The organism is Prevotella sp. HCN-7019 (genome assembly GCF_037890215.1).
In the GTDB taxonomy this organism is placed as follows: Bacteria; Bacteroidota; Bacteroidia; order Bacteroidales; family Bacteroidaceae; genus Prevotella.
This window is the reverse complement of the sequence record NZ_JBBKBO010000001.1, coordinates 459,960-483,504: the sequence shown is the minus strand read 5'-3', so window position 1 is coordinate 483,504 and position 23,545 is coordinate 459,960. Positions and strand designations below refer to the sequence as shown.

Sequence of the window (23,545 nt, the reverse complement as noted above, 5' to 3'; positions counted from 1 at the left end):
AGCCGCGCCACGACAGACTGTATGTTCATGCGATATGAGAAGTGAAAAACGGTTCAGTAGAAATTCTGTGTACATAGCTTGAAACAGAAAACCTTGGCATCCATCATATACCGGCGCTGTTGCTTTCAACCGGAAGCAGGGCAAAAGAGCGCAGTTACAGATTTTCAGTATCCTGCGGTTTTCCCGCTTGAGTTTTCTGTTCTACCCCAAAAAAATTTCGCGAATTTTCGCGCGGACTCTCCGTCGGACGCAAATTCGCGAAAAATAAGAGCTTTGCGCAATATACTGAACATCAAAGGTTTACATTCAAGAAAGATTTTCCAGCCGTGCAAAATGCACCGTTTCAGCATGCGATTGAGTGCATATCAGGGCCTGAAACACTCAATATCACGCCCTGATATAGTCGAAACCGGAGGCTGAAACAGGCATAAACGGAGTGCAGAATCAACCGGACGGCACTCCACAACAGAATGTACTACAAGACAATATGGCCGGAATAGGCCTTATAAACGATTGATTTAACATTTATTTACACCTCTTTTCCGATTTTATTTTGTCAAAAAAAAGTCAAGAAAAACTGTAAGTCCGCCGCCTGAGTTTTCTTTAAAAAAGCCTGTATGACACGTGAACAAAGACACAGAACCTTGCGTCCATACTTAGACAAGCGCAACGCTATGAACACTACATATAAAAAAATGCTGCCTGCGGAAAACAGGCAGCATCATCCATAATATCATAATTATCGGAACAAAACAATATCCTTACTTCATCGTCACTACAAATGTCGTGAGCGACATGGCCGGACTCTCATAGTTCAGAACCTTGTCTGCCGGTGCGACCACATCCGTAGGCACGCAGTCTTCCGTGGCACCGGTGCGCCATGCCTCTATCTTCTTTATTTTCTTTTTCAGTCCACTGAGGTTCACATTGAAGCTGCGGCTGCTGTCGGTAGTGTTGAGCAGGGCAAGAACGAGCTGCTTGCCGTCAGGCGAAATGGCGGCGAGCGACTGGTCGCAGTCGGTGCGTACGAAGGTGCAGCCTTGCCTGAAGAAGCGTGTTATCTGCATGCGCACGTAGAAGTTCTTTATGATGTTGTACTCCTGCGTCTTGAAGTTGCCGCGCAGCACACACCATTCGTTGTTCCACTCTTCCATAATCTGCCAGTCGAGCCATGCCTGCGGACGCATGTATCGCATGTCGTCGAAGAGCTTCTGAGTGAGCAAAAGGTTACTCTCCAGACCGCTTCCGCCGCTCGGTCCTGTCTCCGACTGCCAGAAGGGTTTGCCTGCCTGGCTCATTAGCTCGCGCACCTCGTGGCGCTGCTTGTTGGTGCCCGAATAGGTGTGTGTATTGAGTTGTCCCAGCTTGTCCCATATATCGCCGGCGTCTCTGTACTTCTTCTGTGTTATGAGGAAGTGCTCGAGACAAGTCTCATCAGACGCCGATATGACGGTGTTAAGGCCCGATGCCTTCAGTTTGGGATAGAGCATGCGGATGATTGTCATCTGAGTCTCCGGATCGAAGTGGCATCCTTCCTGACTTCCGAGCGCGTTCCAGTAGGCAGAGATAGGCTCGTTGAACGGTTCGAGCGTCTTGAAGTCGATGTCGTACTCGTCCTTGTAGTGCCTGCACACATCGAGCAGATAGTCGCAGAATGCCTCGTAATACTCCGGTTTCAGGTTGTCCTTGCGCGGGTCTTCGTGGCCGGCGGCACATCCGCTGTAAGTCATCCAGTAGGGTGCCGAGTTAGAGAAAGCCTCGAACACGGCGTCGGGTCTTTTCTCCTTTATCTTCAGCAGCAGCGTGCGCTGGCCCTTGTCGGCATTCCAGTTGTAAGGAGCTGAGGGCGAAGCCTTGAATCCTTCCATCTCCGCACGCTTTCCCTTGCCCTTCACCATATGGCCGTCGATATGCGAGGGTTCGTCGCCTCCGCCTATGTTGTAGCGGAAAATGTTCATGTTGAGCTTGTCGGGCGAGGTGAGCAGATCCACTATCTCGTCAACCTTCTTCTCGTCCCAGTTGCCCACCTGAGCCGCCCACCAGCACAGAGAACTGCCCCAGCCCTCGAGCGTCTGGTAGCGTGTGGCAGGATCGACGGTGACGGTCTGCACGTTGTTTTCCGTTACCCCTGTTCTGTTTTCCGCATGCGCGCTGCCGGCCGACATACATGCCAGCAAGGCACACGCCATGACTGTATTCTTCATTTTCATTGTTTTTTTATGTTTTATGATGCATGAATTATTTTCATCCTTTATGATTTGTCGCGACAAATGCGGTCTGTATATTCTCCTGCACGTGACTGATGCGTGGCTGAATCAACGGCGGTCGAAGAAATCGAGCGTCCAGCTGTCCATCCATTCTATGAACGGCACGCCGTCGCGGAACTGTATCGGGAGCCATATATAGCGCGCGTCGGAAGGTTTTTCGGGCCGCCAGATGTCGGCCATGAATATGAACGCGTCTTCGCGACCGTGAATTTTCAGGACGTATGTGCCCTGTCCGCCGAAGGTAATTTCCTCCTTCGGGCCACGGCATGGCGACGGATGGCTGGTCCACGGCCCCCAGATACTTTTGGCAGAGAACATGCGTGCCTTGTTGGGTGCCCATCCAGTGCAGCCTGAAGTGATGAGCCAGTAGACGCCGTCTTTCTTGAATATGGCCGGCGCCTCGTTGTGTCCGGCCGGTGCCAGACGCACGTAGCGGCCCGTGTGGCTGAGATAGTCGTCGCTCAGTTCGGCTATGTGGAGCGTCAGGTTGTCCTCTGAGGAATATATGTGATAGGCCTTTCCATCGTCATCGACAAACAGCTGCATGTCGCGCGACATCTGTCCGCCAGGCAGATCCCGTTTGACGAACAGTCCCTTCTCTATGGCATCATACCACTGCGGTGTCCACCATTCGGCGTAATTCTCGGCACGCAGGGTGTCGAGCACGGCCTTCTGGGCGTCGGTCATGTCGAAAGGCAGACGTCCGGCGTTGGGTCTGAGCGAGCCGACATATCTGAAAGGACCCGTCGGCGACTTGCTCACGGCACACGCGGCACGTGCAGCCGAATAGCCCTTGCCCTTGAGTTCGAGGTGAAACCACATGACAAACGTGCGGTTCCTGCCGTTGTATATCACCTTAGGACGCTCCATGACGCACCCTCGCACAATGTCGCTTCCCTCGTCGTCGGTCACAGGCAGCGCCACACCTTCGTTCTTCCAGTCGGTGAGGTTGTCGGACGAATAGCACATGATACCCACCATGGCGCTGCTCGTGGTGTCGCATTTGTTTTCGCCATACCAGTAGTATCTGCCTTTGTGATACAATATACCACCTCCGTGGGCATTGATGTGCACACCGTTGTTGTCGGGCCATATCTCGCCTGACCTTATGGGTTCAGGTCCGTTGTCTGCCACCGAAGGCGTGAGGCCGGCATACAGGAGGCAGACCAGCAAAAGAAGAATGTGTCGCATAAGATATTGTCTGAAGGTTAGATGATGCGTGTCCGGAAAACACGGCGCCGCAGCGCATGGTGTCCGCCTTATGCAATACGTGACGGCAGAGACCACGCGAACATCGCCGGAACGTATTGAGGAAACGCAGTGGAAAGGTATAAAAAATATGGCATACGGCAAAGGGAATGGGGTGGAAATACAACATATGAAACATGTCATTGGTTATATTTATTATTTATATGAGGCTTATGTTATTCCGCGTGAGCCGTACATCAGCAATATATATGCTATTTTAATTCTGTCTAAGGTTAGTTATAATACATTTATTCTATCAATCCTAAAATCCAATTTATCCAAGAAATAATAGTTGAAGCTCTTCGTTTATATGTTTCTGTTGAATCTATATTATATAAATTAGATTCTCTCATTATCTCAACAACTTCGTCTTTTGTTGGAACCTCACTCTTATCTAAATAAAGTTCTAAGGTTTTCTTAAATGCACTATGTGTCAATATAAGCTTTACAAAAGCCAACTGTCTTTCTATAATAGGTAAACCGAATATACGAGAACCTTCTTTCGTTAAAGAACATCCGATTTGTTGATTCTCTGTAACAAACTCTACCAATCCTAGATACCTAGCCGCATTTGAATAATAATCAGTTTGCCTATAATCAAAATCATAATTCTGAGTTATATCATCTTTACTTATAAAACCTCTTTGTTTCAATAATTCACAAAGATTTATCACACGCTCAAAACTATCTGCTTGAGGAAAAGGTACTTCTGGTTCTTGTTCTACCTGAATACTATCTAAAATTTCATTTATACTTTCTATATTTATAGTTCCCTCCTGAATCGCATATTTCTTATGTTGTAATAAACGGATAGAATTATATAAATAGGGATTAGTAAATTCGTATTCTCTCAAATGAAATATCCCATTTGAATATGTAAGAAAAATAGGACGAACACGTTTGGTAATTTTATCACTCCATAATCTATATGGATAATATAATTGTCTTATTAAGAAATCGTCAGAAATATAATTCTTTGCTTCAATTAAATTTAAAGATTTGTCACCTTCATAACCTCCATCTATCTCTATCTGTGAATTCTCAACATTTATTGTGAAATTCTTTTGTCCGGAATTAATCGTAAAATCAAATAAAGAAGAACTCATGCGTCCACAAACAGTAGGAAACAGATCTTCTTCTCCAGTGAAGTCATGTAATATTTTAGATACATAAGCGCAATTTATTGCTATAGATTCACTCGTAATATCTTTATAATCAATACTTTCTATATTATCAGGAAAATTAATACTAGTTATCTCTACATCATCTTTATTAAAATCACAAAAAGTTTCAAATTTGCCAATCTCATATGTACCTCTAGAGGTTGGCAAAATTGATAACTGATTATTAACAAATAATTTGGGAAGTTGAGAACGGTGATCAAATTTTGTCATTAAGCGAGCTTCTCTAAACTCATTAATCTCTGTCGAAGATATTGAAACCACTCCATCCTTTGAAATTTTGTCTAGGATATCATATTTAACAAAAATCTTTTCCCATGCTTTGTCATTCTTTGACTTATCCATAATTATTAATTAAAAATTCATTGATTTGTCCTCTTTTAGAAGCGTCTGAATTTACCGCACGATTAGCTTTAACTATATTTATATTATATTCAGAATAAATTTCTCTTATAAAATCAGATGCTGAATTTGATAAAAGAAATCTAATACCTCTTTTGGTTAAATCATCACACACATCCCTTAGTCTAATTTGATCATTCTCATTCCATCCTCCTTGTATATATCCTGTAAAATTAGAACTTTCTGAAATAGGATGATATGGAGGATCTAAATATACAAATGAATTTGCCGGTATTTCTTTTAAAATTTCTTGATAATCCTTATTAAATATTTGAATGTTTGCTGAATTCAAATATTTGCTTACAGCTCTAATAACAGGTTCGTTAATAATATTCGGATTCTTATATTTTCCAAATGGTGAATTAAATTCTCCTGCATTATTAACCCTATATAACCCATTGTAGCATGTTTTGTTGAGGTATATAATACGCGATGCTCTTTCTATATTAGTAAGATTATTAAAAAGAGGCTGTCTGTCTAAAGCTCTTATTTCATAAAAATATTCAGCTGTATTTTTATGTTTCTTTAAATCCTCAATAAGTTCATTTGGATGATCTCTTATAACTTTATAAACATTTATCAATTCCTCATTATAATCGTTTATAATGGCACATTTTGGTTGTAGCTCAAAAAATAATGCTCCACCCCCTATGAATGGTTCATAATAGGTGCAGTTTGATATACCTTTGGGTAAAAATTTTTTTATTTCAGGAATAAGTTGTCTTTTCCCTCCAACCCATTTCAGAAATGGTACTACAAGTTTATTTTTTGCCATTTACTTAATTATTTAAGTCAATGGCAAAATTACTATTTTTATTTGTTATATAATTCAGAAAATAATATGATTGGTTTAATTTAACATGAGTTCGATATATTTATTCTATATCAAACTCATGTTATTTATATACTCTATTTCAAAAAATAGAATTATTTTCTCCTTGTAGCCTCTATCACGGAGGTGTTTATCTCGCGCACTTTGTCGAGGTTCATTTTCTCCACCTGGCGGTCGTAGGTCACCAGTCCGTTTATCTCGTGCTCCACGTCGGTGGTCTGTGTGTATATGGCGGTGCTCAGTCCGAAGTAGTTTATCATCTGTTCCAGCTCGGTGGCCATCATGACATAGGTGTCGGTGAGCACGTCGCGGTTTATCATCATCTCGTAGGCGTCGTTGCGGACAGGCCACATGTGACCGCGGACGAACAATCCCTTGCCGCCGAATTCGCCCAGCGATGCGGCACGTTTGTCATCGGGTTTGGCTATGGCGTTGGGCTCTATGTTACCGTAATGGTGCATGTCCACAAAGTCGCCGTTGCCCGGATCGCCGTAAGCCTTGCGGTAGCCGGGAGCGTAGTTGTAGCCGGACATACCGTTGACGAGGCGGTGAGTATCATACTGTTTCACCCAGTCGGTGATATCGGTTGCCTCGAATGCGCCCCAGTTCTCGTTGAAAGGCACCCACATGACGATGGACGGTGAATTGACGTGCTGGTCGATCATGGTCTTCAGTTCGGCGCGGAACTGCTTGCGTACAGCCACGGAGTCGGCACCGTCGGGCTCCCAGAGGTTGGGCATGTCCTGCCATACCATGAGACCGAGGCGGTCGCAATGATAATACCAACGCTGCGGTTCAACCTTTATGTGCTTGCGTATTACGTTGAATCCGGCGCGCTTTGCCAGCTCGATGTCGTAGAGCAGAGCCTCGTCGGTAGGTGCGGTGAAGATGCCGTCGGGCCAATAACCCTGGTCGAGCAGACCGATATGGAACACGAACTCACCGTTGAGCGTCGGGCGCATCACGCCGTCTATCTTCTTCATACCTACGGTGCGCATGCCGAAGTAAGAGCCTATCTCATCGACAACCTTGCCGCGTTTGTTCTTCAACTGCAGCTTGAGGTCGTAAAGGAACGGATCGTCCGGACTCCAAAGATGCGGATTAGGCACTGAGAGATAGAAAGTCTTGCCGGCCGTTCCTGCGGCTTCCGACACCTTCTGTCCGCCGGTGCTTGCCACGGCTACTACCTGCAAGGCCTCACCGCCGGCGTATGCCGTCACCTCAAGGCGCTTGTTCTGCACGTCGGGTATTATCTTTATGTGCGATATATGCTGCTTCTCAACGGGTTCAATCCACACTGTCTGCCATATGCCTGAAGTGAAAGTGTAGTCGCCGCGAGGACCGTTCTTGCCCGATGCGGCGCGTCCGTCGTTGGGGTCGAAAGCGCCAACCACCAGCACGTTGTCGCCCGACTTGAGCAGATCGGTGATGTCGAAGCTGAAAGCATCGTAGCCACCTGTGTGCGTGCCTGCCTTCTTACCGTTGACAAACACGGTGGAAAGACGGTCCACAGCTCCGAAATTGAGCATCACGCGCTTGCCTTTCCATTCCTTGGGAACGGTGAAAGTGCGGCGGTACCACAGGCAGGAGTCACCCTTGTGGGCAATGCCCGACAGCTCTGACTCGGGCGGAAACGGCACGCGTATCTTGCGCACACCCTTAGTAAACGACGGCGGAACGGAAGCCTTGACGGGCGACACTCCGCTGGGATCGGTCATATAGTCCCACTCGCCGTTGAGATTGAGCCACTGCGCACGCACCAGTTGCGGACGCGGATATTCGGGCAGAGGCGTCTCGGCATTCATGGCTTCCTCGGTCCACGGGGTGGGGAGGGTGAAACGCTTCTTCGCGTCCTGCGCATTCACACTAACTGTCGTGACTCCCGACAACAGGAAAAGAGCCAGACAGGCAATAAGTTTTCTTTTCATATAAAGGTAATTTATAAATTATTTCTCACTTCATCTGACTTGACGGCAATCATGATAAATCTTTGTTCAAAACAGTACGGTTATAAAACAAAAGCAACGTATTTATATGGTTTAAAGTTATAGCCACCGCCAATGAGAGTTTAAAATTACACATTATTTGCTTAAAACGGAACATTTAGCACCAATTATCTCAAATATTTACAGGATAATATGCCGTGGCGTAAGACTTTGTTATGTAAAAACGATTCGTTTATTTCTCGGAAACACTGTGTGAAGACCTGTAGCCGATAAAGCCTGTTACGACTTCCAAAAGAGTCTTTTCCGGCTCCTAAAAGAGTATGTTTCGGCTCTTAAAAGAGCCCGTTTTGAATGTTAAAACGGCCCATATCACAATCTGATACAGCCTTTTTCATAAAACCAGAAACTATATATCGCAGCCTCAAACGGCCCGTTACATCATTCCCAAAGCCCCATATCACAAAAGATGAGAACCGACATTGACGTGAAAGTCATAAAAAACGTCGGTTCTCATCCTTATAATCTTACGTCATGCTAACGCTATATGCGCCGCATCATTGCTCAGAATTGCCGCGCTGCGCCTTTATCTTCTCCACTGTCAGCGAGCGGTCCCACACGAGAGAGACGCCGCTCTGGCGGAACAGTTCGATGTATGTGTCCATTGGTGGCAGCCCCACTTCGGCGCGGCGAGCATCGAGTCCGTCGGGCGACTCCACCGGCCAGAGATACGCCGTGGGCTGCGACGCAGAGGTTTCACCACCGTTGTCTTCTCCGTCATCGGCTATTCTTTTCCCGCCATCGCTGTTTATTATTATGGTGCGGTTGGGCGTGAAGGTCTGCGTACCGTATATCTGCGGCCGCCCTTCGTGCATCAGTATGCGGTCGCGCATGGTCGCCACGTCGGCACGCGCCACAAGTTCTTTCTTTGCCGCGGCGTCGAACAGGTCGATATATTTGCGCTGATGCTCCACGTCGGAATGCTGCACGACAAGGAAAAGAGCCTCGCGCGCCTTCTCAGTCAGCCCGTCGGGTATGCCCACACTGTCAAGTATGGGGAAGACAATGGCGCGACAACGGCTGTCAGTCTCCTCCATCCGTTCCTGATAAGCCAATATGCTGTCGGCGTTGTTGCTCTGAAGCATCACGGTGAAGTTGCGCCGCACATCCTGGTCGTCGTCATGAACACGTTGCAGCATGGAGTCGAGCGCGGCCATGTTCATGCCCTGCACAAGCGTTGTGTCCGCCGCTACATTTTCCGTTCTCAGCTCATACGTCGCACATTTTTCCGCATTTGTCGTACCGTATGCCGCCGTAGTGCCTGCCATAACGGCTGCGAAGGCAATGGCGCAAAGTGGAATATGTGATGTAAATGATTTCATAACGGGTTGCTGTTTTTTATGTTATATATATTATAGTAAAACGATAAACGATTTTTTTTCAGTCCGGTGAACGCACGAAGCACCGGTGTTCATTTCCATGCCGTCACACATATGAACCGACAAGACATAAGAGCGTAAGCGGCAGGACATCTGTATATCCGTACGTCATCCGCCGTTCGCGCCGTAAATTTACGAATTTTTCTTATAAACAACGCACTGCGCACCTCATTCGTCAGCCACTCCCAGTAGTTCATTATAAATCTTCTCATCCTCCTTAAGGAAGCAGCAGAATATCACGTCGCCCGTATATGTTCCCCCTGCGATGGCCTCCTTCACGGTTTTCAGAGCTATCCTTGCCGCATCTTCCTGCGGATAACCGTAAACGCCGGTGCTTATGCACGGAAAGGCAACGGTGCGCATACCATGGTCCTCAGCCAGTTTCAGTGCCGTGGAGTAGCACGAAGCGAGCAGCTCAGGTTCACCATGTCTGCCACCATGCCACACAGGTCCCACGGTATGTATTATCTTCCGGCACGGCAGACGGTAGGCATCCGTCATCTTGCTCTCGCCCGTCCGGCATCCTCCGAGCGTGCGACACTCCGCCAGAAGCTCCCTGCCCGCAGCCCTGTGTATGGCTCCGTCGACTCCGCCACCGCCAAGCAGCGAATTGTTGGCGGCGTTCACTATGGCGTCAACCTCCAGTCGCGTGATGTCACCCGACACCACTCTTATTCTTTTTCCGTAGTTTTCCATAATATTCTCAATAGCTTATATCTTATACAAAACCAAGTTTTTATCTATTACAAAAATAATAAATGACAAATGAAAATGCAAAGAGAGAAAACACAATTTTTCCGGATCTGCCATTCAATAGACCGTATTCCATTCATTACATTTCACATAATACGGCGGGAGTTTTTTTTTTAAATCTTTGCACAACGCATCTTTTATATACATAAAAACAAATGTTTATATAAAACAGATAAAATAGTTCCGCTCTTCTTCACCCTTGTCGCTGCAACCTATAACCGTCACCGCACGTCAGGCGCATCATTTCCGCGTGCTTCCTCACACCTCATACCGGCTTTTTTAAAGAAAACCCGCGCAACGAACTTACAGTTTTTCTTGACTTTTTTTTGACAAATTATTTTCGAAAAAGAGGTGTAAAAGAATGTTAAACCCCGCATAATATAGGCCCTTTCGGCCCATACCGCATTACAGTACACCCTGCCATACAATCCCGAATCCTTCATTCGGCACTCCGTTTATGCCTGTTTCAGCCTCCGGTTTAGTCTATATCAGGGCGTGATATTGAGTGTTTCAGGCCCTAATATGTACTCAATCGCATGCTGAAACAGTGCATTTTGCACGGCCGGAAAATATTTCTCAAATATAAACCACTGATATACAGAACATTGTGCAAAGCTCTCATTTCTCGCGAATTTGCCTCCGACGGAGAGTCCGCGCGCAAATACTCGCTAATTTTTTGGGGTAGAACTGAAAACTCAAGCGGAAAAACCGCAGGACACTGAAAATCTGTAACTGCACCATTTTGCCTCACTTCCGGCTGAAAGCAACAGTGCCTGTTCCGTAGATAAACCGCTGTGTTCTACAGAAAGTAATCCACACCGGATTTCTTATGAAGGAAATATATTCCTAAGTAAGGAGGATAATATAACCGAAAACTGCATCACACGAAAACCCGTCAGCCGTATGACAGGTGCGAAGAATGGTTTCATGCAATCATCAAGCAGCATTTATATCATACCATTATTTATCAATTCCTTTACATCCAGACACTGTTCATAATATATATAAAGAAGCCGGAAACGCTTAAACCCATTCTTGACAAGAGATATATTTCCGTAATTCATTATCATTTTAACATGATATCCATATAATATTAAAAACTTGTCGGAATGTTTATATAATTTTGCCTAACCACAGCGGGAAGCAAAAGGAATGGACATACATACGACTTCTACGAAAGAAAACAATAAAAATATGCCACGCCCGTATAGTTTTTACCACACTTGGTGGTCTAATGTGTAAAAAGTAAATGATGAACACGAAAGAAGAACAGTTTACTGCTATCATTCAAAAGCACGAACGTACGATATACACGGTCTGCTATATGTTCTCGAACAATGCGGACGAGGTGGACGATCTTTATCAGGAAATACTGTTGCGTCTGTGGAAAGGCTTCGATGCTTTTGAAGGGAAAAGCGACATAAGAACATGGATTTACCGGGTAAGTCTGAACTATTGCATCAACTTCAGCAACCGCAAGAAGCGTGAACACGAACGGCTGGACTTAGGCATCAGTACGGACACGGACCACAAAATGGAAAAGAACCTGCAGGTGAAACAACTCTATAAGCGAATCAATGCGTTGGGACTGGTGGACAGAAGCGTCATCCTGCTGTGGCTTGAAGGCCTGAGCTACGACGAGATTGGCGCCATACTGGGAATATCGGTCAAGAATGTGTCGTTCAAACTGGTACGCATTAAGGAGCTGCTCAAGAAAATGTCTAACAAGTAAAAAAAGTCGTATGGAAAAGAATATTGAAAAAGAACTTCAGGCACTGAGAAAAGATTATGAGGTCTTTAAGGAAGAAATGGAAGTGCAGCATAAGCTGAACGAAAAGGTTTTCAGGGCGATGCGCAAGCAGCCGGCAGGGACCGTAAACCGTGAAATAGGATACAGAATGATACTCGACATCACGACAGTTCCGGTGGTTATGATGATTTGCATTATCATAGACTGGCCCATACTGTTCGGCATACTGGTGTCGTTGTGGGCTGCGGCCGACCTGTTTGCCACCGTATGGATGAACCGCAAGCTGGGCATGGACAATCTGCTGAACGACGATGTGCGGACGGTCACGGAAAAGATTGCAGGCTACCGCAGATTCTACAACCGTATGTTGCTGGCAGCTCTTCTTCCGTCGGTTGTAATGATTGCCTACATCTTCATACGGATGTATGCCCGAGCGGACAATCCGGACACGGCACATTTCATCGTAGTGTCAGGTATAACATTCACCGCCTTAGCGTGCGTCATTGCGTGGCTGCGGTACAGAAAACACGTGAAAAACTGCCGCGAACTGGTGGAACAGTTCAATAATATCTGATATTCACAAAAACAGTAATAAGAAAGACGGAAAGCCATACTGTGACTTTCCGTCTTTCTTTTCATCATTTATCCGCTGTCGAAACAGAATAAGGCCTGTCCGATATGTCCGTACCTCTTGATGTATTGGGTTTGTCGGACATCTTGAGACGGAACACTCCGCCGTCCACAATCTCCTTATACGTCAGATAGTTTCTTGTGTGAGGCTTTCCTTTCAACACAGCTTCCTGTATATATACGGCATCCTTGCTGTTACCTTCTGCCTCTATGACGAATTTCCGGCCGTCTTCCATCGTCACCGTCACCTTCTTGAAAAGAGGACTTCCAAGAACATACTGGTCGGTTCCGGGACAGACACTGTAGAATCCAAGTGCGCTCAGCACATACCACGACGAAGTCTGTCCCTGGTCTTCATCGCCCGGATAGCCATTTTCTGTAGAATTGTAAAGGCGTGTCATCACCTCTCTGGCCTTCTGCTGCGACTTCCATGGAGCGCCTGCGTAGTTGTAAAGATACACCATGTGTTGTATTGGCTGGTTGCCGTGGGCATACTGTCCCATGTTTGCCACCTTCATCTCTGTCATCTCGTGTATGGCAAAACCGTATGTACCGACCTTAAACTCGTTGGAAACGGTGAATACGGAGTCCATCTTGGCAACAAAAGCCTTGTCGCCTCCGAGGAGCGACACCAGACCTGCCGGATCGTGGAACACCGACCACAGGTAATGCCATGCACAACCCTCGGTGAACGGACCGCCCCATTCGGCCGGATCGAAATTCTCAACCCATGTGCCGTCCTTATGGCGTCCTCTCATGAATCCGGTAGAAGCATCGAACACGTTTTTATAATTGTATATCTGTTTTTTGAATATCTCCTCGTAATAACTGTTTCCAGTAACTCTTGCCAGTTCGTATGCGCACCAGTCGTCATAGGTGTATTCCAGAGTCTTTGCAGTGGCTTCTCTCACATCAGGATAAGGAATGTAGCCCAACGTGAAATATTCTTTCCAGCCCTTTCTGCCGTTGGCAGGATTGCCCGGACCGTCGTTTGTCACTTCGTGGAGATAAGCTTTCAGAACGTCCTCCGGCTTGAACGTGCGCAGACCTTTGGCCCATGCATCGGCAAAGAGGGATATGGCGTGGTTGCCTATCATTCCTCCCTGTTCGAAGGGGAACGACCATGAGGGCAGCCACCCGAACTGTTTCTGACAGTCGAGCATGGCGTTCATGTAGCGTCCCTGCATGGTAGGATGGAGTATGCAGGTCAAAGGAAACTGCGCCCTGAACGTGTCCCAGAAGCCTGTGTCCGTGTAATAGTAGCCCGAATATATCTTGTTGTCATTAGGACTTCTGTAATAAGGTTTGCCTTCGGCATCGAGCTCATAATACTTTCTGGAGAATATGCTTGCCCTGAAGAAGCACGAATAGAATGTGGCTTTGTTTTCCTCGTTGTCGTCCTCCACCAGAATGCGCGACAGATGTTTGTTCCATATTCTCCATGCCGCCTGCTTTGTCTGGTCGAACGACTTGAATCCGGAAAGCTCTCTTGTGAGATTCAGGTCGGCCTGTGCCGGACTTATATACGACGATGCGGTCTTTATCTGCACCTTTGTACCTTTCGCAAATTCTATATAAGCGCCCTTACCCTTGCCTTCATCAGACAGTCTTCCGGAGAAAATCTCTCCCGTAGTGTTGTCCCATGTGCCGAAAGAGACAAACGGTTTGTCGAATTCTATTACGAAATAATTGCGTGAGCCGGGGTGGAGCAGACGGCCGTTTCTCACGTATCCGGTTATTCTGCGCGCCTTGGGATCGATGTTTACCGAAGACATGCCCGTATAACCGTCGAGCACCACAAAAGCCTTCTCGCCTTTTGGAAATGAAAAACGCAGATGAGCGCCTCTTTCCACAGGAGATATTTCGGCCTTTATTCCGTTGTCGAAAAGTACACTGTAATAATGAGGTTTCGCCATCTCGTTCTTGTGACTGAACCGGGCGGCCCTCTCATACTGGTCAACCTTCAGTGTGCCCGACACCGGCATAAGACTGTAAACAAAATAGTCGTTGGTCCAGGAGCTGCACTGATGGGCCTGCTGGAACGCGCGTATGGAATCTCTGTCATACTGATACTTCCATCCGTCGCCATTAACTCCGGTCTGTGCCGACCATGAATGCATGCCGAAGGGAAGCGTCACGGAAGGATATGTATTGCCGTGGGTTATGGTGAAATTGGAATTTGTTCCTTGGAGAGTATTCACATATTTCACAAAATCTGTTTTTTCATCCGCCATGGCAACCACAGCACATGAAACCGTAAGAAACATACAAAGTATAAATTTTCTCATGATAGTGAATTATTTTGATGATGGATAATTCTTTGAAACAATACAGTCATCTATATAAGTAAAACACCTTCAGATGTTACTTTTATGAGAAATCAGGTAGTTTATTAACAGATTCAGGAAGCAATCAGCCATACTCTCACAAGTATGACATCATCCGTATATTTTGCAAAGATAGCGAAAGGTGAGAGCAGAAACAAAGAGGAAAAAACTTTTTTTTCCGGATTTGGCTTTGCTGAACCGAATCCTATCTTATGCAAAGATAGCGAAAGGTGAGCGCAGAGACAAAGAGGAAAAACATTTGTTTTCCGGATTTGACTTTGTCGAACCGAATCCTATCTTATGCAAAACAAGTTTTTAAATATTTTCCACATCATCCACATTTATTATATACAAACAAAAAACAGACGGAAAGCCATCCTGCAACTTTCCGTCCGTTCTTCAATCATATTTCTGCGGTCAGCGGTTTTGCCGCCCCAGTTTCATAATACGCGCATCAATTCTTTCTGTAGCCACACTTCGGACAAACACCTTCTTCGTTGAGGGCAACTCCACAGAGAGGACAGCGGTCGATGTTGTTCTTCGTATCGAACTCGGCCGAACCTGCATTTACTCCGCTCGTGAATGTTATCTTGGCAATGTTCAGTTTGTCTTTGAGCAGATCGTAGACAATCTTTATCATGCCCTCGACGGTCATTGTCTCCTTAGTAACCACCAGACGTGCATCCGGATAAGCCGTAGCCAGCTCAGTCTTGAAGGCCTCGCCCTTCATCTTGTTCTGCGGATGACCGTTGCGTATGCCCTGCTTCTCGTACACGTCGAGCACTGCCGGCAACAGCGGATCGTCCTCGCGGAGTATCAGCGAATGGTCGAAATTCTTCAGCACGTCCCATGCCACCTTCTGTATCTCGTTGCACGGATAAACCATGTTGACACCTTTTTCCACTGTGTCCTCCACTTCGATGGTCAGAGTTCCTGTATGACCGTGAAGATACTGCGCTTCGCCCTGGAAGCCATAAAATCTATGTGCGTACTGCAAATCAAATGTTGTGATACTTCTCATTTCTTTTAAATTTTAGGGGTTTGACTTTGATTCATTCATTATTATCTGCACCTGTACCTTTTCGATATCTTCTGGTGCGAATTTTTTTTCTTTCAGATACTGTCTTATAAGAGCCGTCAGTCCGTCGTCCATATAGTCCATTATCTTCTGGCCCTTGAACACATGGTGGTGTTCTTTCACCGTGATGTCATAATAGCTCTTGCCAACGTCAGGATTGAAGACGAGCGACAGAAGGTTGGCTGCACAGAATGAGTCGAGTATACGATATATTGTCGAAACCGTCATCTCGCTGTCCATCGACTGCACTTTCTTTATTATCTCATCTATGCCAGCATGGCGCAGCTCCATCATTGCTTCATAAACAGTCTTGCGCTGCGGTGTCATTCTAAGTCCTGCCTGCTTTATATTTTCTATTGTTTCCATCACTTATTTATTTTCATCCGCAAATTTAATGAGAATTTTTCGCATCTGCAAATTATTTGCAACTAAATATTGTTAAATGACCGAATTTTTTTGAATATCCTACTTCCGCCAGTCCTCATTCCATCTTTTTTGCCGTCAAAAACTCCCGACAGCAGTTTCCGAACGCTGTAAATTCTCTTTCAATCTGCCTTTTCTTGACATACAGCTTACAGAAAATACTATTTCATCTTACAGAACGGGCCTTATGAGCTTGCGAAACAGACTATTTCACCACACAAAACAGGCTTTTTGAGCACTCAGAATAGCCTTTATTACAACACAAAAAAAGCTTCCCCGTAAAATCGGAGAAGCATTGATGACATATTAAATGTATTATTCTATACTTTAAAGTTGTTATTCCATATTGTTTTCAATTATTTCTTCTTATGACAATTCTTACAACTACTGTTTTTTGCAAAAACAATAAATAAGAACTGACGCAATGAATACAGACAGAGAAAGCAACACTATAAGTAATATGGATTCACAATAATACGCTATTCCTATTATCACGATGCCCGTCAGTATCATCAGAAGCAGGAGAAACGGATCTTTAGTAAACGGTTTCTTTAAAGGATTGAAAAAATCTTTTGTCATGTTATTCAATAATAAATGTAAGGCCAAGACCGATGGTGAATTGTTACCTGCAAAAACCTATTCCTCACATAATTGAAGATGACACAGTTTTGCTTGAAAAAGCATTTCAATAAATGCAGCTCACAGGAAGTGAGCTTAAATGGTATCAGAATGTTATATTCAAAAGGTTATGAAATCGTACGTATAATTTATCCACCATAAAATAACTATATATAAATGGAAAAACCATACGTACGACCATGTTTATTTTCAGCTCAGCTCCAGCATACGCTCTATGGGCTTCACTGCATCGCGGGCCACGTCGGCATCCACATTCACCTCCGGCCATTCGTATTTCAGTGTGTTGTATATCTTGCGCAGCGTGCTCAGTTTCATATATTCGCACTCGTTGCACGAACATCCCACTGAACCCTCGCTCACCTCCGGCGGAACTGGATAGAACGTCTTGTCCGGGCAATTGCGCTGAAGCTCGTGCAGAATGCCGGCCTCTGTAGCGACGATATACTCCTTGTCGTCATGCTCCATAGCATACTTCAGCATAACGGCCGTTGAGCCTTTCACATCGGCTATGGCCAATACGGGACCCTTGCACTCCAGATGTGCCATAACTATTGCACCCGGATGCTCCTTCTTGAGCTTGGCAATCTCGGCTACCGAGAACTTCTCGTGCACATGGCATCCGCCGTTCCAGAGCAGCATATCACGTCCTGTCACAGAATTGATGTACGATCCGAGGTTATGGTCTGGGCCGAATATTATCTTCTCATCCTGCGGGAAGGAGTCTATAACCTTCTTGGCATTGCCGCTCGTCACAACCACATCGGTCAGCGCTTTCACGGCAGCGGTGGTGTTGACGTAGCTCACCACCTTGTAGCCGGGGTGCTCTTCCTTGAACTTCTTCAGATCTTCGGCCTTGCATGAGTCGGCCAGCGAACATCCGGCATTGAGGTCGGGCGTGAGCACTTTCTTCTCCGGACTGAGCAACTTGCATGTCTCCGCCATGAAGTGTACGCCGCACATCACAATAATGTCGGCATCTGTCTTGGCAGCCTGACGTGCCAGTGCGAGCGAGTCGCCGATGAAGTCGGCACACTCCTGCACCTCACCCGGAGTGTAATAGTGCGCCAGCAGCACAGCGTTCTTCTCTTTGCACAGCCTTCTTATTTCTTTTTTCAGGTCGATGCCTTCCTCCACAGGTTCGTCGGCATAGCCTTTTTCAATCCATTCGTTTTTCACCATAAATATTTTATTTTATCAATATTCCTTTCTTACCTTTGCTTCAGCCGTTTATCCTTAAGGCCAGTGTTATCCCTTTTCTCCACAATCATATATTATCTTTATATTTATTTTCTTTTTTAAAAATAAAAAAGATTATTATGATGATATATTGTTTATATGTTAAAAACTTTACGGCGTTTTTCTTGCATATTTTGATGTCAACATCAGACATCGCAGTTATCAACGTCGGTTCTTAATAAGTTTCTACTGACTTTCAGCCATATATGACGTTTATCCACAAACGGTGTTATATTGTGCAAAGTTAATAAGTTTATAAAATTTTTGACTAAATAATTATGGAAAACTTATGGAAAAAAAAATAATAACTGTGCGTATATCCACAATTACGGGACGGTGCAGTTTCGGCTGTTGATATCTACTGAGTTATTAGTATGCTTTTCCACATGGTTATCAACACTTTTCAACGGGTTTTATACAGTTATTGTTGAAGTATGGGTGGAAATGTGTTATTTGGCTTTTTCGGGCAATTATCAACATGTTTAACGGGTAATTTTGTGGAAAAAACAGTTGGGTGATTACACCGTATTGTGCTTTTATTATATGGAATGTATGTCACTGCGGGTATGAAATGTGCTTTTCCGGTTATTCTTTTTGATAAAGAACTGCCGGAAAAACCTGAAATACGGTATTAAACGATGTTTTTTCACAAGATAAAAAGTGTTGATAACTTATGTGATATAAGGAAAATGAACGTGATTTTACAGGTATTCTTATTATTTGGAATAATATATATAATATATTGTAAATCAAAGATATATAATATAAGGAAAATCTGTTCTAACATTAATTTTCAAACTCATTGAACATTATCAGGAAATTGTTGATAATGTTGTCAGTATAGTTTAAAGCCAAACAGATGATGAGTTTATGGCTGACAAAATATTTTCTGAGAAATATATTACAGTTTTCCGTCATAATCCATGCAGCCGTTATCCGGCAATATGTTGTACTGTTTTGTGTGCGTGATTGCTTTTATGTTTATATGGGGAATAAAATATGCGAGATCGACGAATGTATTCTTTTTTAATAATATCTCCGGCTGGACTGTCCCATGTAAGCGGATGTAATGTCTGAAAATAATGAATAAGAAATGTAGCAGACGGAATACGGGATTGTTGAAATAAGATGGTGATATATGGAAAGGTTCATCTGTAAAAACAGAAAGATAGGAGAGTGTATATAAGTAACTTCAGTAAGATCTTCAAAGGTTTTATGAAAAAGTATTCTTTGGTTATGAAAGACACGTAAAAGAGTTGAGTCAACATAACCATTATCTCCGTATCATTATACTATTAAGTTTGTTACGATGTTTTATTTCCTTATCTTTAATTAAAAAAATCTTGCAAAAATCATTGGTAATATAATAAATTTTAGTAATTTAGAAAAAAAACGATGGTAATAAAAGTTTATATGTTATAATTTGATACTTTTATTGCTATTTTTATAAGATAAAATATATTAGTACTTTTTCAAACTCATGTTATTATAGAAATAATGAAATATATAAGCAAAAAAGTTTGTATAGTTGTCTTCGGGGCAATATATTTGGGAGAATTGTGTGCTGAAAGCACCGTCCATCAGGATATTTATATTACAGGCTCCCTACAGCATGCGGATGGAGCTACTTTGGTTTGTAAACGATCGGTTGGCGGAATGTTCAATTCGCAGAACATAGATACACTAGAGCTACGACCTGATAGTACATTCACACTGACGTTACCTGGAGGAGAATACGAGCGAGTTCAGTTCTTTCTGTATGGAAAAAAGAAAATGGGGTCGCTTCTTGTTAAAGAAGGAACAATGCGGATCGAGTTGGACGGATGGGCCAAAAAGCCGATGACCGTTACTGAAGGGCTGAATGAAAAGGTGGCCCGTGTGGCGGAATTGCTGGAACAGCTGTATGAGGATGTGTTTGCCATCCGTGCACGGAGAGGTGACCGCTGGCAGATTGTCCACGACACTGTAGCCGCATCGGTGCGCCGTAAGTTGGCGGACTATGCTCTGTATCTGGACAAGGATGTGAAAGGCGTAGACGAGGATCTGCGTGCCAAGGCCCGTCAGGACATACGCATGCAGTTGCTGCTGGCTTTCCAGAATCAGGTACTAGCCAACATACCTCGTGTGTCCGAAGCCACGAAGCAGGAATGGCTGGCTCAGCTGGACAGCATGACGGTTTTCTGCTCAATCAATCATCCTGATAGTCCTTTCTCCTTATCGTTCTACGATGCGGCAAGTTATGATACCGGCATCCGTTACTATACAAAGGGTGAGCCGAAGCCGGAAGGAGTGGAGAAAGGCGTGCAGCTGGATTTCTACGATTTCACGCACCGGCTGACAGGTAAGGCGCAGGAAGCCGCTCTGGCTCAGCTCTTCCTCGAAGACGAGTTCCAGCAGCAGTATGATCCGCAACTGCTTCCGCTGGCTGACGAGTTCCGTCGTCTCTATCCCGAAAGCGGATGGATGCCGTGGGTGGATCGTGCCGTGGCCAAGAACCGTGCCTTCAATGAAACTACAATCCCTGCCGATATCCATTTCCCCGATGTCAGCTCGGCCAAGACAATTAAGGACGTGACCGACCGTTATAAGGGGAAAGTAATCTTCATGGACATCTGGGCTACGTGGTGTGGTCCCTGCCGTGCGTCGTTTGCTCACGTCGGTCCGTTGCAGGAGTATGCCGCGGCCAACGATGTGGTATTGCTCTACCTCTCCATCGACCGTCCGGAGAACGATGAAAAGTGGCGGAAGATGGCTGCGCACTACAACCTGAAAGGCGAACACGTTCGTGATCAGGTGGCCTTCCATCAAGAAATCTTCGATACCTTTGGTCATAATGGTGCCTTGAGCATTCCACGATGCATTATTTTCGATAAGCAAGGAAATATTCGTTTCGGTACGGCCGCTTTTCCTGAACAGTGGGAAAGGCTGAAAAAACAACTGCAGGAAGCAGCTCAATAAGGAAGTTCGTGGGATGAACATTTAATGATAGTGGACTTGCTGCCGTAGGTATTCTTTCCTATGGCAGCATAGGCATAGATACCAAACTGCATATACTATTTCTGGCTGTATTAGTTCGTTGCATAGAGTAGTAAATTTATCTGGTTTGTAAATGCTTGATATGTAGTAATTTATAAATTATCAGTTCATATTCATCGTTCGTTTTTTCTCTTTCCTATTAGTATTTGTTAAATAAAGAGATGTTTCACTTAAAAGGTCAATTTATCTTTTTTGTTATTCTTGTTTACAAATATATGATTTGGTTAGTTTTTATGTCTGTTCCCCTTGCTTCTAATTAAATGCTTTTATTGATATTGTTATAGTAATAAAATAAATATATATAATGTTTATATAGAATTTATGTTAAAACAATAAGATATAAATAATGTGTGAGGCATGTGGCGTGGCAGAGCAGACAATATTGCTTCTCAACAGTTATTATGTGGTTTTTCCACAATATTAGTTTATAAAAAATAAAGGGATCGGCCAGCCTGCCAATCCCTTCTGTTCTGTCTTTACACAGCGTTATATAAGTTGTGTGGAAATAAATTTCCTTTCATGCCGGTTTTTATTTGCCTGCATGTGTCTTATTCCTGTCTTGCGTCGGTATTGACATCATGCGGCGTCTGCTCCGGCTTGTTGTCCGTTTCTGAATTCTCCTCTTTGTCGTCGCCGTTATCCACATATTGCAGGTTTTCCTCGTTGAAGTAGAAGACGCTCTTTCCGTCAACGGACATGCATTTATACATATGTTCGTCTTCCTTTTCAATCACCATCACTTTAAGATTTTTTGGTTTGTATATGGCGATACGGTATCTGCCGGAAGTGTATTTGGGGATTATCTTTCTGCGTCCGGAGAATTTATCGAACAGAAGTTCCTTGATATCGGCCACGTCGTTGGTCATTTTCCATATCTTGAAAAGCAGGATTATCTGCAGTATGGCTACTGTGATGATGATAAGAAATACTGTAATTTCAAAGAAAACAAATGGACCAAACATGTTTTATAATTGTTGATAAGTTTGTGGATAAGTTATGTTTATAAGTTGTGGACGGGCCTTCCGGCGCCGTATCATCAGAAGTGAAATCTTACGCCGGCACCGATATCCAGGATGGATATGCCCGTGCGCTTGTTGTGTTCGCTCACTTCCTGCTGTTCGGGCAGCGAACCTGTGATGAATCCGAGCGAAGCACCTATGCCCACATGTTCGGAAACCAGATATTCGATACCCGCATGTACATTATATCCGAAGCCTGACGTAGATGCAGAAACGCCTTCTGCCGATTCGCTGTATCTGAAGTAGCCTACGCCTATTTTTCCTTCAAGCGCCCATGTGTCGTAGTATTTCTTTATCACCATCTGCGGTGCCAGATACATGATGTTGGCGCTGCAACTTACGTCGTAGTAGTCGAATGATGATCTGAAGCCGTTGTACATCAGTCCTGCGCCTATTCCGCACTTTGCTGTCCAGTCATATCCCAGTTGCCAGAAAAATCCGTTTCTCGGATTGCCTGTAGCTCCTTCCGCCATGTAGACCGAGCTTATGATGCGTCCGTAGCCTATGTTGCCATAAATGGTGTGGTGCTGGTATTCGGGTTCTGATGGTTGCATGTCTATGCCATACAGTTGTGGCGGAAGCGATGTTCCGGGCAGCGTGCCGCCGCTTATGCTGGTGGCTGTGGCGTCAGTGGCGCTGCATGCCGCTCCGGCTGTGGTACATGCCATCAAACTTTCATTCATCTCCATACTGCATATCCCGCTGTATGGCTTTACTGAAAATTCTGTCTGAGCCGCGGCTTCAGTGGAAAGTCCGGCCATTAACAATGGAAAAACAAGCATTGAAGCATATTTTCCAGTACTTTTCTTAATCATGATAATTCAGTGTTTGGTTTGTCTTTTTCTATGGCACGAAGTGTGTCTGTACGATTTGATTGTGTATTTGGCGCAAAAGTATGTATAAATATTTGAATAAAAAACAATAAATTTAAATTTTTTATAAAAATCCTTTTGTTTGCATGTCTTTTATAAACAATGATTCGTTTTTCGCACTTTGTTCTGGTGTATTGGCCCGGTAGAAAATCAGTGTGGACAGATAGCGTATGAAAGCCTGTGTCTTCAGTTCCGTGTAAGTGCGGTATATCTTTGTCTGGGTTAGACAGACTGGCGCACTTTCAGACTGTAAGCGTGTTGCGGTTTTTCCGTCTGAGTTTTCTGTTCTACCCCGAAAAATAAGAGAATATTTGTGGGCTGACTCTCCGTCGGACGCAAATTCGCGAAAAATAAGAGCTTTATGCAAACGGCTGTATACCAATAACTTACATCCGACAGATATTTTTTCGTGGTGCGAAATGTACCGTTTCAGCCTCTGATATTGCCCGTTTCATGCCCTGATATGCGCA

The 23,545-nt window shown here is 44.6% G+C and carries 16 protein-coding genes; 3 read left to right on the top strand and 13 right to left on the bottom strand.

Going from position 1 to position 23,545, the window contains the following annotated elements; genetic code table 11:
* Positions 1 to 761: 761 nt before the first annotated feature.
* The 7 genes from WKT13_RS01755 to WKT13_RS01725 all read right to left on the bottom strand — a co-directional run bounded on the left by WKT13_RS01755 (position 762) and on the right by WKT13_RS01725 (position 10,008).
* Positions 762 to 2,210: a glycoside hydrolase family 30 protein gene (locus WKT13_RS01755; RefSeq protein ID WP_340322558.1), complete on the bottom strand. Its 1,449-nt coding sequence runs from the start codon at positions 2,208 to 2,210 to the stop codon at positions 762 to 764.
* Between the two features lie 105 nt (positions 2,211 to 2,315).
* On the bottom strand, positions 2,316 to 3,458 hold the full coding sequence (locus tag WKT13_RS01750) for a glycoside hydrolase family 43 protein (protein ID WP_340322557.1): 1,143 nt from the start codon (positions 3,456 to 3,458) through the stop codon (positions 2,316 to 2,318).
* 305 nt (positions 3,459 to 3,763) lie between these two features.
* Complete coding sequence (locus tag WKT13_RS01745; protein WP_340322556.1) at positions 3,764 to 5,041, bottom strand: type II restriction enzyme; 1,278 nt, start codon at positions 5,039 to 5,041, stop codon at positions 3,764 to 3,766.
* Positions 5,034 to 5,873, bottom strand: a complete 840-nt coding sequence (locus WKT13_RS01740; protein ID WP_340322555.1) for a DNA adenine methylase — start codon at positions 5,871 to 5,873, stop codon at positions 5,034 to 5,036. The genes WKT13_RS01745 and WKT13_RS01740 overlap by 8 nt, the downstream gene beginning before the upstream one ends.
* A 152-nt stretch (positions 5,874 to 6,025) precedes the next feature.
* The gene (locus WKT13_RS01735) at positions 6,026 to 7,858 is read right to left on the bottom strand and encodes a glycoside hydrolase family 2 protein (protein WP_340322554.1); all 1,833 of its coding nucleotides are present in this window, start codon (positions 7,856 to 7,858) and stop codon (positions 6,026 to 6,028) included.
* Positions 7,859 to 8,430: 572 nt separating this feature from the next.
* The gene (locus WKT13_RS01730; RefSeq protein ID WP_340322553.1) at positions 8,431 to 9,255 is read right to left on the bottom strand and encodes a DUF6624 domain-containing protein; all 825 of its coding nucleotides are present in this window, start codon (positions 9,253 to 9,255) and stop codon (positions 8,431 to 8,433) included.
* Between the two features lie 225 nt (positions 9,256 to 9,480).
* Positions 9,481 to 10,008, bottom strand: coding sequence for an O-acetyl-ADP-ribose deacetylase (locus WKT13_RS01725; protein WP_340322552.1), 528 nt, complete (start codon positions 10,006 to 10,008; stop codon positions 9,481 to 9,483).
* Between the two features lie 1,309 nt (positions 10,009 to 11,317).
* Between WKT13_RS01725 and WKT13_RS01720 the strand changes: the two genes are divergently transcribed.
* Together WKT13_RS01720 and WKT13_RS01715 are read left to right on the top strand one after the other, a co-directional pair.
* Positions 11,318 to 11,797, top strand: a complete 480-nt coding sequence (locus WKT13_RS01720; RefSeq protein ID WP_340322551.1) for an RNA polymerase sigma factor — start codon at positions 11,318 to 11,320, stop codon at positions 11,795 to 11,797.
* Between the two features lie 10 nt (positions 11,798 to 11,807).
* On the top strand, positions 11,808 to 12,389 hold the full coding sequence (locus WKT13_RS01715; RefSeq protein ID WP_340322550.1) for a hypothetical protein: 582 nt from the start codon (positions 11,808 to 11,810) through the stop codon (positions 12,387 to 12,389).
* A gap of 64 nt (positions 12,390 to 12,453) precedes the next feature.
* On the opposite strand, the gene WKT13_RS01710 is transcribed toward WKT13_RS01715, so the two are convergent.
* The 4 genes from WKT13_RS01710 to nadA form a co-directional block, all read right to left on the bottom strand.
* Positions 12,454 to 14,733: a GH92 family glycosyl hydrolase gene (locus WKT13_RS01710; RefSeq protein ID WP_340322549.1), complete on the bottom strand. Its 2,280-nt coding sequence runs from the start codon at positions 14,731 to 14,733 to the stop codon at positions 12,454 to 12,456.
* Positions 14,734 to 15,226: 493 nt separating this feature from the next.
* Positions 15,227 to 15,793: a 6-carboxytetrahydropterin synthase gene (locus WKT13_RS01705; protein ID WP_298582494.1), complete on the bottom strand. Its 567-nt coding sequence runs from the start codon at positions 15,791 to 15,793 to the stop codon at positions 15,227 to 15,229.
* A gap of 12 nt (positions 15,794 to 15,805) precedes the next feature.
* Complete coding sequence (locus tag WKT13_RS01700) at positions 15,806 to 16,216, bottom strand: Fur family transcriptional regulator (protein ID WP_298619125.1); 411 nt, start codon at positions 16,214 to 16,216, stop codon at positions 15,806 to 15,808.
* A gap of 885 nt (positions 16,217 to 17,101) precedes the next feature.
* Positions 17,102 to 18,091, bottom strand: a complete 990-nt coding sequence (gene nadA, locus WKT13_RS01695; protein ID WP_340322548.1) for a quinolinate synthase NadA — start codon at positions 18,089 to 18,091, stop codon at positions 17,102 to 17,104.
* A gap of 1,860 nt (positions 18,092 to 19,951) precedes the next feature.
* On the opposite strand from nadA, the gene WKT13_RS01690 reads away from it, so the two are divergent.
* Positions 19,952 to 21,106, top strand: a complete 1,155-nt coding sequence (locus tag WKT13_RS01690; protein ID WP_340322547.1) for a TlpA family protein disulfide reductase — start codon at positions 19,952 to 19,954, stop codon at positions 21,104 to 21,106.
* A gap of 626 nt (positions 21,107 to 21,732) precedes the next feature.
* Here the strand turns inward: WKT13_RS01690 and WKT13_RS01685 are convergent.
* Together WKT13_RS01685 and WKT13_RS01680 are read right to left on the bottom strand one after the other, a co-directional pair.
* Entirely contained in the window at positions 21,733 to 22,146 is a 414-nt protein-coding gene (locus WKT13_RS01685; RefSeq protein WP_340322546.1) for a hypothetical protein, read from the bottom strand.
* 74 nt (positions 22,147 to 22,220) lie between these two features.
* On the bottom strand, positions 22,221 to 23,018 hold the full coding sequence (locus tag WKT13_RS01680) for an outer membrane protein (protein WP_340322545.1): 798 nt from the start codon (positions 23,016 to 23,018) through the stop codon (positions 22,221 to 22,223).
* Positions 23,019 to 23,545 lie beyond the last annotated feature (527 nt).

Coding starts and splice junctions, on each gene's coding strand:
- WKT13_RS01755 (WP_340322558.1), bottom strand. CDS start 2,210: ATGAAAATGAAGAATACAGTCATGGCGTGTGCCTTGCTGGCATGTATG.
- WKT13_RS01750 (WP_340322557.1), bottom strand. CDS start 3,458: ATGCGACACATTCTTCTTTTGCTGGTCTGCCTCCTGTATGCCGGCCTC.
- WKT13_RS01745 (WP_340322556.1), bottom strand. CDS start 5,041: ATGGATAAGTCAAAGAATGACAAAGCATGGGAAAAGATTTTTGTTAAA.
- WKT13_RS01740 (WP_340322555.1), bottom strand. CDS start 5,873: ATGGCAAAAAATAAACTTGTAGTACCATTTCTGAAATGGGTTGGAGGG.
- WKT13_RS01735 (WP_340322554.1), bottom strand. CDS start 7,858: ATGAAAAGAAAACTTATTGCCTGTCTGGCTCTTTTCCTGTTGTCGGGA.
- WKT13_RS01730 (WP_340322553.1), bottom strand. CDS start 9,255: ATGAAATCATTTACATCACATATTCCACTTTGCGCCATTGCCTTCGCA.
- WKT13_RS01725 (WP_340322552.1), bottom strand. CDS start 10,008: ATGGAAAACTACGGAAAAAGAATAAGAGTGGTGTCGGGTGACATCACG.
- WKT13_RS01720 (WP_340322551.1), top strand. CDS start 11,318: ATGAACACGAAAGAAGAACAGTTTACTGCTATCATTCAAAAGCACGAA.
- WKT13_RS01715 (WP_340322550.1), top strand. CDS start 11,808: ATGGAAAAGAATATTGAAAAAGAACTTCAGGCACTGAGAAAAGATTAT.
- WKT13_RS01710 (WP_340322549.1), bottom strand. CDS start 14,733: ATGAGAAAATTTATACTTTGTATGTTTCTTACGGTTTCATGTGCTGTG.
- WKT13_RS01705 (WP_298582494.1), bottom strand. CDS start 15,793: ATGAGAAGTATCACAACATTTGATTTGCAGTACGCACATAGATTTTAT.
- WKT13_RS01700 (WP_298619125.1), bottom strand. CDS start 16,216: ATGGAAACAATAGAAAATATAAAGCAGGCAGGACTTAGAATGACACCG.
- nadA (WP_340322548.1), bottom strand. CDS start 18,091: ATGGTGAAAAACGAATGGATTGAAAAAGGCTATGCCGACGAACCTGTG.
- WKT13_RS01690 (WP_340322547.1), top strand. CDS start 19,952: ATGCGGATCGAGTTGGACGGATGGGCCAAAAAGCCGATGACCGTTACT.
- WKT13_RS01685 (WP_340322546.1), bottom strand. CDS start 22,146: ATGTTTGGTCCATTTGTTTTCTTTGAAATTACAGTATTTCTTATCATC.
- WKT13_RS01680 (WP_340322545.1), bottom strand. CDS start 23,018: ATGATTAAGAAAAGTACTGGAAAATATGCTTCAATGCTTGTTTTTCCA.